We start from the raw sequence: 17,368 nt of genomic DNA on the forward strand, positions 1-17,368 counted from the left end.
CCCTCAATCCAGACTGTACCGACCCACCAATGCGTTCAACTGGGTCGATAGTCCGTTCACTTCCGTGGCCACCTGCTTCAGCGCGGCCACGGCAGTCTGCGCCTCTTCGGTGCCTTGCGCAATGCGTTCGATTTGACGGGCAATGGTTTGCGAGGCCACAGTCTGTTCGGCCAGTGCCTCATGAATTTCATTCACCGACTCCCGGGCCTGTGCAGACTGCGCACTGATGCCTTGCATGGCCTGCTCGGCCTGGTCTGATTTGGCCATGCCATCGGCGATTTGGTCGTTCCAGCCTTTCACCTTGCTGACGGCTGCCAGGGTGTCGGTTTGAATGTCCTGCACCAGGCCTGAAATGTCCTGCGTGGCTTGTGCTGTGCGCTCTGACAGCTTGCGCACTTCGTCAGCCACCACTGCAAAGCCCCGTCCCTGTTCGCCTGCACGGGCCGCCTCGATGGCAGCATTCAGTGCCAGCAGGTTGGTTTGCTCGGCGATGTCATGAATGGTTTGTACGATGGTGGAAATGCTGTTGGAACGTTCACCCAGCAGGTCCATGTCGCGGGCCAGCTGGCTGGTGGATTCACCAATGCCTTGCATGGCATGGCGTGTAGCGCCCACCGTACCCAGTCCTTGAAGGGAGGATTCCCCGGTCTGGTTGGCCAGGTTTTTGGCGGTTTCAGCATGCTCAGCCACCTGGCTCACCGACACGCTCAGCTCTTCAATCGAACTGGCCACCGTGGCCGAGGAATCGGCCTGGTCTGCTGCGTTTTGATGAATCTGTGTCGTCGTGTTTTCCAGCGTGTGTGTATTGCTGTTCAACTGGGCTGTGAGTGCGGCAATGTCGGCGATGGCCTTGGCCTGGGATTGGCGGACCGACTCCACCGCAGCCGAGATGGTGCCCAATTCGTCTTTTTGCACCAGCACCGCACAGGGGCCCAAGCTGAAGCGGGAAAGCTGTTCGCTTTGGGTCAGCACGCAGGCCACATCCTGATTCACTTTCCGGAATACCAGCCAGGCCATGCCAACGGCGGCAGTGCAAATCAACAGGGCCAGCCCCAATTCCACGGCAATGTCGCGTTCCAGGCGTGCAATCCGATCATTGAGGGCCTTTGCAAGCAGATCCCCGCTGTGTTTGGCCAGCTCATCGAGCAGGTCTTCAATCGGCTTGGTTTGTTGTTGAATGGCGGCCACCGAGCTGTTGCCCAAGGCCTGGTTAACGGTGTGGGCCATGTCGTCCAAGGCTGCCTGTTGTACCGGATAGATTTTCACCAACTCTCGAAGTTTGCCGTCCAAGGGAACGCCGGCAGCCTCCACTTTTTGTAATGACAAAATCACGTTCGAACCCAATTGGCGAATCATCAACATGCGAGCACCAATGTCGCCAGCCAGCACATCATCCGCCTCGCCCCGCCCAATCAAGTTGACCATCCGGTTCCGGACCAAGTCCACTTGCTCATGCAGTTGGGGCAGGTCAAAGTTCAGGGCGCTGATGAGGTAATAGGTGGCCACCTCGGGGTCGAATGTCATGGTGCTGTCATCGGCTGACCAGCGGATCAAGCCGACTTCATCGCTCAGCAAGGTGCTCATCGTCTCGACAGACTGCCTGCCCGATGCCGCTTTGATTCCTTCCCATTGTTGAGCCAGGGCCTTGAGCTTGTGTGGGGTGTCCACCCAGTCCTTCGGTACTGCGCTGGTCAACGCTTGCAGCGACGCATCCACCTGTGCAGCGGTATTCACCGGCACCTTGGCCGTGCCCGTGCCTAGGGCGTTCAATTGCAGGCTTTCGCGGTGGTCTTGCAGGCTGTTTTGCAGGGCATACCATTTGGGTATGAGTGCAACGCCCTCCAGTTCATCCTGCGTGGTGTTCACCAACTTCATTTGCTCGTTGATCAACAGACCAAACAGTGTGGCCACCGCCAGTGCGCAGGGTGCGGCAATGAGCAAAAACTTGGATTGCAGGCGCCAGTTGTGGATGGCCTTGGGCAGCGAGAAGGGCATGGATACACTCCGGTCGATGAACGAAACACCGCTTGAAGTGTTGCCGATTTATTCCGTTCACCCCATCAAACAGTTGGGGGTCCACCCGTGCGGGTCAGTTGGAGCCGTTTATTGAGCCACACCCCCATCCACGGAATGGCTGCCAGGGCCAGCAGCGTGAGCACCAGCGCAGGGTCCAGTGCGTCGCGCCAGGTGGTGAGTTGACCCAATTCATGGCCCGCTTTTACATAGAGCCATGTGCCCGGTGCCATGCCCAACAGGCTGGTCCACAAAAAAGTGCTGGACCGGGTGGTGCCCAAGCCACAGAGCACATTGAACAGTACAAATGGGATGGCGGGGGCCAGTCGCAAGCTGAGCAGCATGGCCGACTCGTGCCGCTGCACGACTGCTGAAAAGCGTTTGAGCCGGTCGGCATGGCGCTGTGCAAGCGCTGGTTTCAACCAGTGCCGGCAGGCCAGAAACGTGAGCCATGCACCCAGTGTCGAGGCACCCAGTGACAAACCAAAACACAGGCTGGAGCCCATGCAAACGCTGCCCAGCACCATCAGCACTGCAGCACCCGGCAGACACAGTGCAGTGATGGCGGTAAACACTGTGGTGTACGCCAGCGCAACCTGCCAGGGGTGGGTTTCAAACCACAGGCTCAGCCATTGCGCCCACTGCAGCAGCTCACCTGTGCTCACCATCGGATCAACCTTTCAGCACAATGGGTTCCAGCGCATCACTGGGGGCCAGTACCCGGCCGATGATGCGCGTGTGAACGTAGCCCAAGGTTTTCAACTCGGCCACACACGCGTCCACCTGGTCCGCAGGAACCGTGGCCAACAGGCCACCTGCAGTTTGAGGGTCGAACAACAAGGGGTAGCGTGGGTCGTCCACATGGTCGGCCTGATTGCGAATGGCCCGGCGCAGGCGAACGTTGGCGGGTTGCAGTGAACTTACAATGCCCGCCTTGACTGTTTCCAGCGCTCCGTCCAGCAGTGGCAACTGGTCAAGAAACAATTCTGCGTCCACTTCCGAGGGTTTGGTCATTTCCACCAAATGGCCCAGCAGCCCAAAACCAGTCAGGTCTGTACAGGCCTTTGAACCATGCTTGCGCAGGCACTGGGCACCCAAGCGATTGGACACCATCATGGACTGCAAGGCTGACTCAATCCACCGGCCTTTGGTTTTCAGTTGGGGCAGGGCGGCAAACAGGGTGCCTGTGCCAATCGGCTTGGTCAGCACAATCGCATCGCCCGGTTTCATGCCGCCTTTGATCATCACGCCTTCCAGGTTTTCGTCCACCAAGCCGTTGATGGCAAAACCCAGGGCCAGTTCCTTGCCTTCGCCCGTGTGGCCACCCACCAAGGCGCAGCCTGCGTCGTTGAGCACATCGACCGCACCGGACATCATCTGGAACAGCAGTTCTTCGACCTTGGCTTCCAGCCCTGGCGGTACGGTCACCACGGCCGTGGCGGACTGCGCCTCGCCACCCATGGCGAAAATGTCGCCCAGGGCATGGTTGGCGGCAATGCGCCCAAACACATACGGGTCGTCTACAAAAGCGCGGAAAAAGTCCACCGTGTGCACCATCGCCTTGCCGGGCGGCACTTTCACAATGGCCGCGTCGTCGGGGGCATGCAGCCCCACCAGCACATCGGCCCGTTCGACAGGCTGCAGGGCGCCCAGCGCACGGCTGAGCACGGTGCTGCCCACTTTGGCACCGCAGCCCCCGCAGCGCATGGCAATGGCGGAAATGGCCTGCAACGATTCTTCCTGGCTCAGGGCCACTTGCGGTTGGCTGGTCTCGGCAGGTTTTTCCGCCGACATGTCCGGGAAGTCGCTGAATTTCGCCATGAAGCGGCGATCAATCCAGTCTTTCCAGCGCCACACCCAGGCACCCCAAAATCCGATGGCGCCTTTGGAGGCCACCGCAAAACGGTCGCCCGTGCTGATCAACGCCAACCAGGTGCGTTGGGGTCGGTAATCGTCCAACCGCGCACCTTCCACCCAGTTTTGCAAATTGTTGACCAGGGGTTTGCCCATGCGCACGGCAAACACACCGGCCTTTTCCAGTGGGTTGGCCTCGAAATGGGCAATGTCGCCCGCTGCAAAAATATCCGGGTCGTTCAGGGTTTGCAGTGTGGGGCCAACCCGAATAAAGCCCTGCTCGGTTAATTCAAGCCCCGTGGTTTTCAGCCAGCTTGCGCCCCCCGCCTGTGTGACCCACATCACTTCATCCACAGACAATTCAACGCCTGTGTCGGTTTGCAGCGTTTTTCGCGCGCCGTCGGCTTGCAGGGCAGTCACTTCCGCGTTGCAGTGCAGCGTCACGCCCCGTTGGCGCAACACAGTCTCGAACTTGGCGCGCACCGTGGCATTGTGGGTGGGCAAAATGCAGGGGCTGGCGGTGAACAGGTGGAGTTTCAAATCGGCCGGGTTGTGGCCCAAGGTTTTCAATTCTGCCCGCAGGCGGTGTTGCATGGCCAGGGTTAGTTCAACGCCGCCGGCGCCACCACCCACCACGGCAATTGTGTGGGTGCCTGAATGCGCTTTGACACGTTCCAGCAAAGCCATCCACTTCTGGTTGAATTGCGCAATCGGTTTTACCGGCACCGCCCATTCGGCTGCGCCCGGCACGGTCAAGGTTTGGGGTGTTGAGCCAATGTTGATGGACAGCGCATCGTAAGCAATCGCAGGGCGGTTTTTGCAGAGTACTTTTTTGCGTTGGCGATCCAGCCCCACCACCTCATCCACCACCAGGCGTGCACCGGCAAACGCACACAGTCGGCCCAGGTCGATGTGTACATCGTCATAGCTATAGTGGCCGGCAATGTAGCCCGGCAGCATGCCCGAGTAGGGCGTGTGTACATCGGTGCAGATCAAGGTGAGCCGAACACCGGGCCAGGGTTTCATGCCAAACATGCGCAGCACCCCGACATGGCTGTGGCCGCCGCCAATCAGCACGATGTCTCGCAATACGGGTTGTTCAGTGCTTCGCATTCGTTGTTTGCTCCAGTTCAATCAGGTTTAACAGCGCTGTTTGTTCAGCGCTGGCCGTAAACAGGTGGGCCCTTTTCGCGCATTGTTGCTGCAGGGTGTGCATCAGGCTGCCGGCTGGGCAGCCAGCGGCCACATCGGCTTTGGCTTGCCGCAGCAGGCGGGCCAATTGTGCCGCATTGCCCATCTCAAAGTAACCGGCATAATCCCGACCCAGCATGCCCACATTGCCTTCCATGCGCGAGGCCAGCACCGGTGTGCCGCTGGTGACTGCCTCCATCACCACGTGCGCACCGCCCTCCATCTTGCTCATGTGTACCAACAAGTGGGCACGTTGGATGCGCTTGCGGGTCGCTTCATGGGGCAAGGCACCCAACCAGCGATATTGGGGGTTCGCAGCCATGGCCTCCTGTGCCATTTTTTCGTACTGGCTTTCAAGTGCTGCACCCAGGTGTATCAGGTGAATGTCCGGCTCATCGGCCAGTTCAATGGCTGCCTGCATCAGGGTGTCCGGCAATTTCTCGGCCCGCAAATGGCCCACGGCAATGGCGGCGAGGTGTCGATGGGTTTTTCGCACGGGTGCACGGCTGGGGGTGGACTGAAACACCACCCGGGTTTTGCTGCGGTGCTCAGCCGGCACAGTGTTCAGGGCTTCGTCCTGCAACACAATCAATTGGTTGGCCAGGGTCAGGGATTGCTGTGCCTCGGCGTTGTCGGGCAAATCCTTGTACAGGTCGGTGCCGGTTAACGCCACCACCAGGCCGGGCGCATTGGCCATGCTGTGCCGGTGCTTTGCCCAGGCGGCAATCGAATCAGCCGATCGGCGTGCGTGCAAAGCCAGCATCCACTGGTCTTCGTGGGGGGCATTGGGGTGGTCGGGCCACTGTTTGACAATGCGCACCTTGCAGTGGCGTTGCAGCAGCTTTTGCCAGCGGCGCGCTGTTTGCCAGTTGCCATTGTTCGAATCGGCCAGCGCTGGGCTTACAATCACCACAGAAGTTTTATTGGCCACGGTCATGCACACACCCAATTCAAGTCCAGATACAGCACCGCCAGTGTACACGAGCCCGCGTTGGCAAGCGGCACACGATGCCCGCTGCGCAGGGCCCGCCGACCTGGCGCTGCGCTTGGTTGAAACCCGGGTGCGCACCCTGGGCCTGCTGCATGATTATGCCAAGGCACTGGGCGAGGGTTTGGGTGTTCCGCAGCACAGCGGTTTGAACCCGCCGCTGTGGGAGGCTGGTCACATTGCCTGGTTTCAGGAATGGTGGATTGCCCGCAATGTCGAGTTGTTGAAAGGCATACACTGCAACCCGGCGCATGCGCGCAAAGCCAGTCTGCTGGAGCAGGCCGATGCCCAGTTCAACAGCAGCCAGGTACCCCATGCCACCCGCTGGCAACTGGCGCTCGACGGCTTGCCCGCCATTCAGGATTACTTGTTCGACACGCTGCAACTCACCTTGCAGGAGTTGGCTCGGGTGGAAGCCTTGATTCGGGCGCAGGGCTTGAGCCCTGTCGAGCAGGACGCTGTGCTCTATTTTTTCAGGCTGGTGTTGTTTCACGAGCAAATGCACAACGAGGCAGCCGTGTACATGGCCCGCCAACTTGATATTCCGCTACAGCCGACCCACGCGCAGCCTTCACCATGGCTGTTGGATGGGCCGACGCTGGCACCGCTGCAAGTACCCGCTGGTGAATGGACACTGGGCTGGCAAGGCCATGGTTTTGCGTTTGACAATGAATTGCAGCCGCACACGGTGGCCTTGCAAGCGTTTGAACTGGATGCACACCCGGTAAGCTGGGGGCAGTACCTGGCGTTTGTGGATGAAACGGGCCACGCATTGCCCGCGCGTTTTGAGTGGCGAGGTGGATTGCTGACCGAACAAGTCTGCGGTCAAGCTCGCTCGGTGAGCCTGGACACAGCAGTGGTCCATGTGGGCTTGAACGATGCCTTGGCGTATTGCGCATGGGCAGGCCGTCAATTGCCTTCTGAGGCGCAGTGGGAATACGCTGCATGCACCACACCAGGCCTGCAGTGGGGCGAGGTGTGGGAGTGGACTGCCTCCCCCTTTGAACCCTGGCCCGGGTTTGTGGCCCACCCGTATGCAGATTATTCCGAACCCTGGTTTGGAACCCGAACCGTGTTGAAAGGGGCATGCAGGGCCACGGCCGCAACCATGCGACACCCCAAGTACCGCAACTTTTTTACGCCCGATCGAACCGATATTTTTGCCGGGTTTAGAACCTGCGCAGCCCGTTGAACAAGGACCCCGCCACGATGGCCATTGATTTGCACCGACACACATTGACTTGGAACGAGGGGGCCGACCATTACACCACCCAGTGGATGACCGAACGGCTGGTGTCGCCGCCCAAGCAGGTGTTGCTGGCCGATGACACCGTCACGGCCGACATGGCTTATCGCGACATCATGCAGGGCGCTGTGCTGCTGTACCGGGGCGACTTTCAAAACGCCAAGCAGTTGATGTCGGCACTGGCCCGTCGGGTGGACAAGCGCAAGGGCTCCAAGAAGGCCAAGCCGGAAGTGACGCCCGCCCACGCCTTTCATTTGCACCGCCAAAGCCAGGCCCAACGCGCCCGAGTCCTCAATTCGATTCTGGTCCCTTTGAATGCCGACTTTTCGGTCCCCTTGCGGCGAGCGCCCGATGTGCATGAAGCCCTTCAGGCTGCCTGGGGCACCCTGCAATGGCAGGGTTTGGCTTGTATCTCATTGCGCGAGTTGTTGGGCTTGATTGGCGCGTTTGAATGGCGCAAAAAAGGGGTTGAAATTGCTGCGCTGGGTGCAGCACCCAACAACCGGGTGTTTCCGTTTTATGGCGTGTACTCTCCGGTGCGGGGCGAATACCTCGACCTGCTGGCCAAGGCCGATGTAAAGCCGTTCGTTCGGCCCGATGCGTTGGCCTTTGACATTGGCACCGGCACTGCGGTGATCGCAGCGTTGCTGGCCCGTCGGGGTGTGCCACGCATTTTGGCGACTGAGCTGGACACGCGTGCCTTGGAGTGCGCTGCTTTCAATGTGCAGCAACTGGGTGTTCAACAACAGGTGAGTGTGGTGCAAGCCGACCTGTTTCCACCCGGGCAGGCCGACTTGCTGGTGTGCAACCCACCGTGGTTGCCCGCCAAACCGGTGGCTGCGATTGAGCGTGCCATTTATGACGACAACAGCGCCATGCTGAAAGGGTATTTGAATGGCGTGAAGACCCACCTGAAACCGGGTGGTCGGGCTTGGTTGTTGATGTCGGACCTGGCCGAGCATTTGGGCCTGCGAAAACCCGGCGAACTGCAACAATGGATTGCTCAAGCAGATTTGCGGGTGGTGCATGTGTCACACACACGACCAGTGCACAGCAAGTCGCTCGACCCGTCCGACCCGTTGCACCAGGCGCGCAAGCAGGAAGTCACCTCGTTGTATGTATTGGAGCCTGTCTCGGAACCTGAGGCGCTGTAAACGCCTACACAGGCGCCCAGCACACGGCAAACTGCTGTTGTGGGTCGGTGAGCAGGGTGGCTTGTTGAAAGCCAGCATCTTGCAGCAACTGGCTGAAACCGTTCAGGGTCCACTTGTACGAGTTTTCGGTGTGTATGCGTTCCCCAGCCTTGAACCGGCGACTGCCCTGTGGCCATGTCACGGTGACCTCACGCACCGCCTCCAGATGCATTTCAATGCGGCTTTGGTCGGTGTTGTACAAGCCCACATGCGCCCAGTCGGCCACCTTGAAATCGCTACCAATGAGTGTGTTCAGGTGCAACAGCAAGTTGCGATTGAAGGCGGCGGTCACACCCAGCGCATCGTCATACGCCGCCTGCAACACCCGTGGGTCTTTCACCAGGTCTACACCAATCAGCAGGCCACCGTGCTTGTTGACAGCACAACACGCATGCACCTGTTTCAAAAACGCCAGGGCTTCACTGGGCGTGAAGTTGCCAATGCTGGAGCCCGGGTAAAACAACACGCGGGCGTCACCGGGGCTTAAGCCCAGTTCGCTGGGCAATTGCAATTGCGTTGAGAAGTCCATGCCCACACCGGCCATGTCCATGTCGGGGAATTGGCGCTGCAGGCATTCCAGCGCCCCCTTTAAAAACGCCACGGAAATGTCCACCGCCACATACCGGGCTGGTTGAAACACATTGAACAGGTTGGCGGCTTTTTGACAATTGCCTGCGCCCAGGTCGATCAGACTGGCTCCCTTGGGCACCAAGTCAGCCAGCGCCTTGGCTTGGGCCTTGAAGATGCTGGCCTCCACGCGTGTGGGGTAATACTCCGGAATGCAGGTGATGGCTTCAAACAGTTTGGAGCCCAACTCATCGTAAAGGTATTTGGGTGAAATGTGCGCCTGCGGTGTAGCCAAGCCTTCCAGCAATTCGGTCTGAATTTGCTCGGCATTGCTGTGGTGGAGCTGGATGAACCGGGGCATGTGTGTCATGGTAAAAAATACTTATTGCAGTTACAAAGTGCATTCATTGTGCCGCAAAATCGGTTCTATACTCGGTTGGCCGGTGTTGTTGCAGGCCTACTCAATCAAGGAGCAATTCATGATCAGTTTTTCACCCTCCCGCACATTCAAAGTATTGATGACCTGCGCCATGATCGGATTGGCCGGTTTAAGTCATGCCGAGCAAGTGTTCCGTGTGACAGCCATTCCTGATGAGTCGCCCACCGAGCTGGCCCGCAAAGCAGCACCCTTGATGAAGTACCTCTCCGAGAAGCTGGGCATGAAGGTGGAATACACCCCGGTCACGGATTACGCCGCCTCTGTGGAGGCCATTGCCAACAAGCAAATCGACATGGCCTGGTTTGGTGGCTTTACTTTTGTGCAAGCCAAAGTGCGTTCCAATGGCCAGGTCATTCCCCTGGTGCAGCGCGCGGAAGATGAAAAATTCAAATCGGTGTTCATCACCACCGACCCGGACATCAAAACCCTGGCTGACCTGAAGGGCAAGACCGTGTCCTTCGGCTCCGCTTCCAGCACATCGGGTCACCTCATGCCCCGTTACTTCCTGCAAGAGGTCAGCAAGCTGGACCCGGACAAGGATTTCAAACGTGTGTCTTTCAGTGGTGCGCATGACGCCACCATTGCTGCGGTTGCGGCCGGCAAAGTCGACGCGGGCGCATTGAATATTTCTGTCTGGCAAAAATTTGTGGAAGAAAAAAAGGTCGACACCAACAAGGTGCGCGTCATCTACACAACACCCGAGTACTACGACTACAACTGGACCGTGAACAGCAGTGTGTCGCCCGAGGTTCGCAAGAAGTTGGTCGATGCATTCCTGTCATTGGACAAGAGCACACCCGAGGGCAAGGAAATTCTGGAACTGCAGCGTGCCTCCAAGTTCATTCCCACCAAAGCTGAAAACTATGCCGGCATTGAGAAAGCCGCTCGCGCTGCAGGTCTGCTGAAGTGAATGTGGTGATGCAGCAATGCGCTGGCCGTCACCCGGCGGCCAGCGACCAAAGCCCCCTGGCTTTGCAGGGGGTGTCGTTGAATATTGCAGCCGGTGAGCAGGTGGCTGTCATCGGCCCTTCCGGTGCTGGCAAAACCACGCTGTTGCATTTGTTGGCCTGTGCGCTCAAGCCCCAGGCGGGCACGGTGCAGTTGGGCGGACAAAACCCCTGGCAGGTGTCCAAGGCTCAGCTCAAGCGCCTGCGGCAGTCCTTGTTTTTGGCCCCGCAAGTGCCCCCACTGCCACCGCGCCAGCGTGTGGTTACGGCGGTGCTGGCTGGGCGTGTGCCGCACATGGGTTTGTGGCAAAGCCTGCGCAGCCTGTTTTACCCCCGTGATGCAGGCCTGGCCCAACAGGCTTTGGCTGAATTTGATCTGTCCGAAAAGCTGTTTGACCGTGTGGACCGCTTGTCGGGTGGCGAGCGTCAGCGCGTTGGGCTTGCCCGTGGGTTGGTGTCGGGCGCCAGCCTGTTGCTGGTGGACGAGCCCTTGAGTGCACTCGACCCCGTGCGGGCCGAGCAGGCCATGCAAACACTCACCGGGTTTGCGCAAGACAGCCAAGCCACCTTGGTGTGCACCCTGCACCAAGTGGACATGGCCCTGAAACATTTTCCGCGGGTATTGGGCCTGCGCGATGGTCGTTTGGTGTTTGACTTGCCGGCAGCCGAGGTAACCCCGGCTGTATTGACCGACCTGTATGCCCAGCACCTGGATGAACTGACCGGCCCCGCGCCCGAGTTTGTGGCACCCGATGCCAAGCCAGCCCCAGTGCCCATGCACTGCCGCTGAGGAGAGGACCGTGAGCAGTACCCTTGAATCGCCCCAACTGCGTGACCCGGCCTGGTGGCCCCGCGTGTTCTGGACATTGGCGGGTCTGGTGTTGTTGTGGCCCATGCTGGTCAGCACCGAGTTCAAGCCTTGGGTGTTGCTGGCCGAAGAAAACCTCAAGCCCACCCTGAATTTTCTCAAAGACATGGTGCCCCCCAAGGTCGAGCCCGAGTTTTTGACCATGGTGCTGCGCGAAAGCTGGCGCACCGTGGCCATTGCCACAGCCGGTTTGGCCTTGGCCTGGTTGCTGGCCGTGCCCATCGCTTTGTTGTCGGTGCGGGTGTTGTCGGTGTCGGCCATTCCGGGCCGCATGGGCGCCTTGCCTGCGGTGTTGCGTCAAGTGGTGCGTTGGGTGGCCATTGTGCTGCGCAGTGTGCCCGAGTTGATTTGGGCGCTGGTGTTTGTGCGCGTGGTGGGCTTGGGTCCCACCTCGGGTGTGTTGGCCATTGCGCTCACCTATGGCGGCATGCTGGGCAAGGTGTATGCCGATATTCTGGAATCGGGCGACCCCCATGTGCCACAAAACCTGCTGCAAAACGGCAGTGGCCGATTGCAGGCTTTTTTCTACGGGGCATTGCCTCAAAATGCCGGTGAATTGGCCAGCTACACCGTGTACCGCTGGGAGTGTGCCATTCGTTCGTCGGCCGTGCTGGGCTTTGTGGGTGCGGGTGGATTGGGGCAACAGCTCGACTCCTCCATGAAAATGTTTGCTGGCGGCGAGGTGAGCACCATGCTGCTGGTGTTTGTGCTGCTGGTGTGGCTGGCCGACCGGGTCAGCACCTGGCTGCGCAGCGTGCTGGCCTAAGTGGGGTGTTGGATGAGGATCACGTCATGCGCCTGAAAGACAACCCCGTTCCTGTAGACATTCCCAAGCCGATGTTTGATGCGCGCTGCACATCGTGTTGGGTGGTGCTGTCCATTCTCGTGTTGATTGCGGCCAGCTTCCTGAGCCTGGATTTGCAGTGGCGTCAGTTTTTCTCGGTCGATGCCGCAGGTCGCATGTTGAAATTCATCCGGGAATTGTTGTCGCCGAATTGGGAACCTGCCTTTGTGAAAAAAGTGGCCCTGGCCACGCTGGAAACGCTGGCCATGTCGGCCTTGGGCACCTTGATTGCGGCGGTGTTTGGTTTGGTGTGGGCGTTGCCTGCCAGCAAAACCCGCAACAAAAGCAATGACCAAGGCTTGTATGTGGCGCGGGGTGCCAGCCGTGCGGTGTTGAATTCGCTGCGCAGCGTGCCCGAGCTGGTGTGGGCTGCACTCATGTTGATTGCCTTGGGCTTGGGGCCCTTTGCAGGCACCATGGCGCTGGCTTTGCACACCACCGGTGTGCTGGGCCGTTTGTTTGCAGAAACCATCGAGAATGCACCCGACCACGCTGCCTTTGCCTTGCGGGCCCGGGGCGTGGGGCCTGTGGCGGTGTTTTGGTACGCCACACTGCCCACCGTGTTGCCGCAACTCATCAGCTACACCCTGTACCGTTGGGAAAACAACATTCGCGCTGCGGCCATTTTGGGTGTGGTGGGCGCAGGTGGTTTGGGGCAAATGCTGGCTTACCACATGGGCCTGTTCCAAATGCACGAGACCAGCACCGTGCTGCTGGCCATGATGCTGCTGGTGGCGCTGGTGGACTTTTTAAGCTACTGGTTCAGGGTGCGTTCATCCCGCTGATTTGCGTGCAGCCGCTTCCACTTCGCGGGCTTGTTCGGCACCGGTTTTGTAATGCGGCACGCGGAAAACCAGTCGTTTGGCCCGCTGCACAAAGCTGTTGTGGCCTTCCACCTCAGCCTTCCAATATTCATCGGCCAGGGCAATGTTCTTGTCTGGGTCGAGCATAAATGCTTTCCGGGACATTTCCCCGCCGAAAATGTAGGTCTTGCCGTCCTTCACCCAAAAGTCGGTGGCATTGCCGCCCCAGGGAATGGCAAATGAAATACCGTTGGCACAGTACCCGCCGTACTGTGGAATGTATTGTTCCGGGTTGCCGTCAAAGCGGACCTTGTGGTCCAGGCTGGCAAAATAAAAGTCCACCCCTTTGTAAGTGGAGTTGAATTGCGGCAGGCCCTGCACGTAGCGATTGTCTGTTTGATAAGCGACCACATCGGCACCGCCCAACATCACGCGGGGTGATTGTTCCAGCGCGATGGCATTCACGGGGCCCAAGCCTTCACCCGGGTTTTGGGCTTGCATGGCCGAACAACCTGTCAATGTGTACACAGCCGTGGCCAGTGCAAGGGTTTGAATCAAACGTTTCATGGGGTTTCCTGCAAAGTGATCATGCTGGGATGGACCAATCAGCCCGTGGCAAGTTCCATCTCAAAAGTGGTGTGGGCCAGCGGGTCCAGCAACTCACGTTCACTCAACTCGCCTGCATAAGGTGCTGGCCAGCCCAGCAAGGCGCTCGCCTTTTCGCAGCGCAGTTTGAGGTCCAGTGGGTCCATGCCGCCCAAATGCACAATGCCGTATCGGTAACTGCGCAGCCACTTGAAGTCTCGTGCAATCTCGGATGCATCCTTGGGAAATTGAAACAAGAGGCTGTCCGGAAATTCTCGTTCAAGCGCATGGCGTTGTTGTAGCGTGGGCATTGCCGGTCGCATGGTCGGATCAAAGCTTCGGTACACAAAACTGCTGGCGGTGCCCGCTGTGGGGGCCGTGTGGTCAAGCAGTGCCGGGTCCATGCCATGGGCCAAAGCAAAGGCAATGTCGTGCAAGTTGACGCCTCGCACCCGCGCGTACAGGTCGGAAAACTGCGCAGCCATGCGCGGGTTGAATTCAATCACCGTGATGGTGTCGGTGTGTTCATCATGAAAAAATTCCATGTTGAACAGACCGTGTGTAAAGCCCACCCGGTGCAAAAATCGCCGGGCGATGTCTGCGGCGCGTTCTTGGACCCGGGTGTTCAAACGGCTGGGGAAATCGAACCGCATGAAGGCATCGGTGCCCGGGTACATCACCGCATCCACCACACCCAGTGTTTTCAATTTGCCGTTGAACACATAGCCGTCCAGGCAGTACTGCCGCGCTTTCACGGGCTTTTCCAGCATCAGGCTGTGGGCTGTGCCTGCATCAGGCAACCGTTGGCGAATCACTTTTTCAAAGGGTTCGACCAGGTGCCGAATCACCCACAATTCCCAGGCACTGAAGCGGGTGTGCTTGAACAGATTGGCCTCGTCGGCCACCTCGGCGGCCAGCACCGAGAATGCTGCTTTCACCGGCTTCACATACACCGGGTAGTGCAGGCCTGTTGGCACCGGGCCACCATAGTGGGCCTCCAGCCGTTGGTAGGGTGTATTGGCTTCGGGCGCTACCTCGTCTAGCACTTGGCGGGCATACAGTTTGTGCTGGCAGGCCAACACGGCCGACACTGGGGTACCCGGCCAGCCCATTTTCTCGGCCAGCAGGGCCGCACACAAAGCCCCAAACTGTTCATGGTTGGACATCACGCCGGTTGCGCCATGCAGCTTGGCCTTCCAGGCCATCAGGCTGCAAAAACGGTCCATGTCGAACCAGGCCAGGCGCGCATTGCTGGGGAAGCTGAACAAATCAAATCCAGCATTGATGTGGGGCCAGCGATGGCCGATGGCTTGGGTCGCTGTCCTGTCCCAATCGTAATTGAACAGAACCAGGGTTTTGGGGGGCTTGGTGGCCATGAAAGACTGCATCGATTCAGCGGTGATGAAGTTATAACACCGTGGCTGGCCTTATGGATTCACTGCCCGGTTTTAGCAGGGTCCGTTCAGAGTAGACAGGGGGAAGCCAAGCTCACTGTTTTTCTTGGTTGTGCCCCGGCGAATGGTTTGTAACCAAGCCAGCAGGGTGTATTCAAACCGGGGGCCCTGTCCTGCCTTTTCAGCGGCCACAATGCGTCCTGGGTGCTCGGCTTCCAGTTGCTGTGGCCAGTGGGCCTCACTGGACTGAATAATCACGGGTGTGTGGACGGCAAACATTCTTAAAAATTCAGCGGTCTCTTCAGCATGCGAGTCAGTCACATTGAGGTCGGCAATCAATACATCGCATCGGGTGGGACAGTTCTTCAACTGGGCCAGAGAACGGAAAAATTGCAGGGTGACCGTTTCGCCCAGCAGTTGGCGCAGGTTCAGCTCCAGCAGACTGCGGTGTATTTCAAAGTCTTCCAGACAAAAAATCACGGGTTTCATGGGGACAACCAGTCACGAACAAACCACCAGTGTAGGGGGGTTGAGTGCAAACCCCCAAAAGGCAGGGTTTACCCCTCACTCCATCTCAGGGGGTGGGCCGAGCTGATTCAGAAATCCGGGTTTACCCGTCAGAGTCCTGTCAGGAAGTCTCTCCATAGTTCAACGCATCATCCGTGCAAAGCGGGTGTAATTCTTAAATAAAGCAAAGGAGACGTGACATGGCCAACGCAGCCGCAGCACGGCCGATGACTGGTGAAGAAAAGAAAGTGATCTTCGCCTCATCGCTGGGCACAGTTTTTGAATGGTATGACTTTTATCTGTATGGTTCACTGGCAGCCATTATTGCGAAGCAGTTCTTCGCCGGACTGGATCCCACATCCGCCTTCATTTTTGCGCTGCTCGCTTTTGCAGCAGGTTTCATCGTGCGCCCCTTCGGCGCGCTGGTGTTTGGTCGCCTCGGTGACATGATTGGCCGGAAGTACACCTTCCTGGTCACCATTCTGCTGATGGGTGGCTCCACCTTTATCGTGGGTATTTTGCCCAACTACGCCAGCATCGGCGTGGCCGCGCCGATCATCCTGATCGTTCTGCGCTTGCTGCAAGGCTTGGCGCTGGGTGGTGAGTACGGTGGTGCTGCGACCTACGTGGCTGAGCATGCGCCCCACGGCAAGCGGGGTGCTTACACCGCATGGATTCAAACCACAGCAACCTTGGGTCTGTTCCTGTCATTGCTCGTGATTCTGGGCACACGGACCACCCTGGGCGAAGAAGCCTTCGCTGATTGGGGCTGGCGTGTTCCGTTCATCGTGTCGATTCTCCTGCTGGCTGTGTCCGTGTGGATTCGTCTGTCGATGAATGAATCACCTGCCTTCAAGAAGATGAAAGAAGAAGGCAAAACCTCCAAGGCACCATTGACCGAGTCTTTCGGCCAGTGGAAAAACCTGAAGATCGTGATCCTTGCCCTGTTTGGTCTGGTGGCTGGTCAGGCGGTGGTGTGGTATTCCGGTCAGTTCTACGCACTGTTCTTCCTCACCTCCGTGTTGAAGGTCGATGCTGCAACCGCCAACATTCTGGTGGCTGTGTCGCTGATCATCGGTACCCCGTTCTTCGTGGTCTTCGGTACCCTGTCCGACAAGATTGGCCGCAAGCCCATCATTCTGGCGGGTATGCTGCTGGCCTGTTTGACCTACTTCCCTCTGTTCAATGCCCTGACGCAAGCGGCCAACCCAGCGCTGGCTGAAGCCCAGGCCAAGAACAAGATTGTGGTCACCGCAGCACCCGGCGATTGCTCCTTCCAGGGCAACCCCGTGGCACGCGAAATTGACTTCAAGAAGTCTTGCGACATCGCCAAGCGTTTCCTGGCCCAAAACTCGGTGTCCTATGAAAACGTGACCACACCCGGTTATGGTCCTGCAACGGTTCAGATCGGCCCCATCACAGTGACCGCACCGGTGGGTACCGTGGTGAACAGCAAGTTTGATGACGCCTCCAAGGCCGCCATCGACGCGTTCAAGAAGGAAGTGGGTGCCGCACTGAAAGCCGAAGGCTATCCAGCCAAGGCTGACCCTGCCAAGGTGGACAAGGTCAAAATCGTGATCATCCTGACCATTCTGGTGATCTACGTGACCATGGTGTACGGCCCCATTGCCGCGATGCTGGTGGAAATGTTCCCAACCCGCATCCGTTACACCTCCATGAGCTTGCCTTACCACATCGGTAATGGCTGGTTTGGTGGCCTGATGCCCACGATCGCCTTCGCGATGGTGGCCCAGAACGGCAACATGTACTACGGTTTGTGGTACCCAATCGTGATTGCAGCAGCCACCTTCGTGATCGGTCTGCTGTTTGTTCGCGAAACCAAAGACGTCGACATCTTCGAAAACGACTGATGGTCTGACTGTTTGCCGATGCAGTCCTGTGCTGCGTCGGCATTCAACAAAGCGGCTT

The 17,368-nt window shown here is 58.5% G+C and carries 15 protein-coding genes; 7 read left to right on the forward strand and 8 right to left on the reverse strand.

The features are described 5' to 3' along the window. Nucleotides 1-3: 3 nt before the first annotated feature. The 4 genes from VGE55_RS11970 to senB all read right to left on the reverse strand — a co-directional run bounded on the left by VGE55_RS11970 (nt 4) and on the right by senB (nt 5,995). Nucleotides 4-1,995: a methyl-accepting chemotaxis protein gene (locus VGE55_RS11970; protein WP_331131913.1), complete on the reverse strand. Its 1,992-nt coding sequence runs from the start codon at nt 1,993-1,995 to the stop codon at nt 4-6. A gap of 65 nt (nt 1,996-2,060) precedes the next feature. After that, nucleotides 2,061-2,681 (reverse strand): TVP38/TMEM64 family protein, encoded by a 621-nt coding sequence (locus VGE55_RS11975; RefSeq protein WP_331131914.1) that lies wholly within the window; start codon nt 2,679-2,681, stop codon nt 2,061-2,063. 4 nt (nt 2,682-2,685) lie between these two features. Next, nucleotides 2,686-4,980, reverse strand: a complete 2,295-nt coding sequence (selD, locus tag VGE55_RS11980) for a selenide, water dikinase SelD (RefSeq protein WP_331131915.1) — start codon at nt 4,978-4,980, stop codon at nt 2,686-2,688. After that, the gene (senB, locus tag VGE55_RS11985) at nt 4,967-5,995 is read right to left on the reverse strand and encodes a selenoneine biosynthesis selenosugar synthase SenB (protein WP_331131916.1); all 1,029 of its coding nucleotides are present in this window, start codon (nt 5,993-5,995) and stop codon (nt 4,967-4,969) included. Before senB ends, selD begins: the two co-directional genes overlap by 14 nt. On the opposite strand from senB, the gene senA reads away from it, so the two are divergent. Together senA and VGE55_RS11995 are read left to right on the forward strand one after the other, a co-directional pair. Beyond that, complete coding sequence (gene senA, locus VGE55_RS11990) at nt 5,994-7,238, forward strand: selenoneine synthase SenA (protein WP_331131917.1); 1,245 nt, start codon at nt 5,994-5,996, stop codon at nt 7,236-7,238. The genes senB and senA overlap by 2 nt on opposite strands. Before the next feature lie 17 nt (nt 7,239-7,255). Further along, a complete protein-coding gene (locus VGE55_RS11995) occupies nt 7,256-8,446 on the forward strand; it encodes a methyltransferase (RefSeq protein WP_331131918.1) in 1,191 nt (396 codons plus the stop codon). Between the two features lie 4 nt (nt 8,447-8,450). Here VGE55_RS11995 and egtD read toward each other — a convergent pair whose 3' ends face one another. Next, nucleotides 8,451-9,422, reverse strand: a complete 972-nt coding sequence (gene egtD / locus VGE55_RS12000; RefSeq protein WP_331131919.1) for an L-histidine N(alpha)-methyltransferase — start codon at nt 9,420-9,422, stop codon at nt 8,451-8,453. A gap of 109 nt (nt 9,423-9,531) precedes the next feature. On the opposite strand from egtD, the gene VGE55_RS12005 reads away from it, so the two are divergent. From VGE55_RS12005 to phnE, 4 genes are all read left to right on the forward strand, one after another. Next, on the forward strand, nt 9,532-10,401 hold the full coding sequence (locus tag VGE55_RS12005; protein WP_331131920.1) for a putative selenate ABC transporter substrate-binding protein: 870 nt from the start codon (nt 9,532-9,534) through the stop codon (nt 10,399-10,401). Beyond that, on the forward strand, nt 10,398-11,228 hold the full coding sequence (locus VGE55_RS12010; protein ID WP_331131921.1) for a phosphonate ABC transporter ATP-binding protein: 831 nt from the start codon (nt 10,398-10,400) through the stop codon (nt 11,226-11,228). The genes VGE55_RS12005 and VGE55_RS12010 overlap by 4 nt, the downstream gene beginning before the upstream one ends. Nucleotides 11,229-11,292: 64 nt before the next feature. Continuing rightward, entirely contained in the window at nt 11,293-12,072 is a 780-nt protein-coding gene (locus VGE55_RS12015; RefSeq protein WP_414675041.1) for a PhnE/PtxC family ABC transporter permease, read from the forward strand. A 26-nt stretch (nt 12,073-12,098) separates the two neighbouring features. Further along, complete coding sequence (gene phnE, locus VGE55_RS12020) at nt 12,099-12,935, forward strand: phosphonate ABC transporter, permease protein PhnE (protein WP_331131923.1); 837 nt, start codon at nt 12,099-12,101, stop codon at nt 12,933-12,935. Here the strand turns inward: phnE and VGE55_RS12025 are convergent. From VGE55_RS12025 to VGE55_RS12035, 3 genes are all read right to left on the reverse strand, one after another. Next, complete coding sequence (locus VGE55_RS12025) at nt 12,924-13,520, reverse strand: YHS domain-containing (seleno)protein (RefSeq protein WP_331131924.1); 597 nt, start codon at nt 13,518-13,520, stop codon at nt 12,924-12,926. The genes phnE and VGE55_RS12025 overlap by 12 nt on opposite strands. A 38-nt stretch (nt 13,521-13,558) precedes the next feature. Then, nucleotides 13,559-14,914, reverse strand: a complete 1,356-nt coding sequence (locus tag VGE55_RS12030) for an ATP-grasp domain-containing protein (RefSeq protein ID WP_331131925.1) — start codon at nt 14,912-14,914, stop codon at nt 13,559-13,561. 72 nt (nt 14,915-14,986) lie between these two features. Next, nucleotides 14,987-15,421, reverse strand: coding sequence for a hypothetical protein (locus tag VGE55_RS12035; RefSeq protein WP_331131926.1), 435 nt, complete (start codon nt 15,419-15,421; stop codon nt 14,987-14,989). 218 nt (nt 15,422-15,639) lie between these two features. Here VGE55_RS12035 and VGE55_RS12040 point away from each other — a divergent pair, with 218 nt between their 5' ends. After that, on the forward strand, nt 15,640-17,310 hold the full coding sequence (locus tag VGE55_RS12040; RefSeq protein WP_331131927.1) for an MFS transporter: 1,671 nt from the start codon (nt 15,640-15,642) through the stop codon (nt 17,308-17,310). Nucleotides 17,311-17,368: the final 58 nt, after the last annotated feature.

The organism is Limnobacter sp. (genome assembly GCF_036405155.1).
In the GTDB taxonomy this organism is placed as follows: Bacteria; Pseudomonadota; Gammaproteobacteria; order Burkholderiales; family Burkholderiaceae_B; genus Limnobacter.

What these genes read in the sequence shown, in the direction of transcription:
- VGE55_RS11970 (WP_331131913.1), bottom strand. Translation starts at nt 1,995, where the DNA reads ATGCCCTTCTCGCTGCCCAAGGCCATCCACAACTGGCGCCTGCAATCC.
- VGE55_RS11975 (WP_331131914.1), bottom strand. Translation starts at nt 2,681, where the DNA reads ATGGTGAGCACAGGTGAGCTGCTGCAGTGGGCGCAATGGCTGAGCCTG.
- selD (WP_331131915.1), bottom strand. Translation starts at nt 4,980, where the DNA reads ATGCGAAGCACTGAACAACCCGTATTGCGAGACATCGTGCTGATTGGC.
- senA (WP_331131917.1), top strand. Translation starts at nt 5,994, where the DNA reads ATGCACACACCCAATTCAAGTCCAGATACAGCACCGCCAGTGTACACG.
- senB (WP_331131916.1), bottom strand. Translation starts at nt 5,995, where the DNA reads ATGACCGTGGCCAATAAAACTTCTGTGGTGATTGTAAGCCCAGCGCTG.
- VGE55_RS11995 (WP_331131918.1), top strand. Translation starts at nt 7,256, where the DNA reads ATGGCCATTGATTTGCACCGACACACATTGACTTGGAACGAGGGGGCC.
- egtD (WP_331131919.1), bottom strand. Translation starts at nt 9,422, where the DNA reads ATGACACACATGCCCCGGTTCATCCAGCTCCACCACAGCAATGCCGAG.
- VGE55_RS12005 (WP_331131920.1), top strand. Translation starts at nt 9,532, where the DNA reads ATGATCAGTTTTTCACCCTCCCGCACATTCAAAGTATTGATGACCTGC.
- phnE (WP_331131923.1), top strand. Translation starts at nt 12,099, where the DNA reads ATGCGCCTGAAAGACAACCCCGTTCCTGTAGACATTCCCAAGCCGATG.
- VGE55_RS12025 (WP_331131924.1), bottom strand. Translation starts at nt 13,520, where the DNA reads ATGAAACGTTTGATTCAAACCCTTGCACTGGCCACGGCTGTGTACACA.
- VGE55_RS12030 (WP_331131925.1), bottom strand. Translation starts at nt 14,914, where the DNA reads ATGGCCACCAAGCCCCCCAAAACCCTGGTTCTGTTCAATTACGATTGG.
- VGE55_RS12035 (WP_331131926.1), bottom strand. Translation starts at nt 15,421, where the DNA reads ATGAAACCCGTGATTTTTTGTCTGGAAGACTTTGAAATACACCGCAGT.
- VGE55_RS12040 (WP_331131927.1), top strand. Translation starts at nt 15,640, where the DNA reads ATGGCCAACGCAGCCGCAGCACGGCCGATGACTGGTGAAGAAAAGAAA.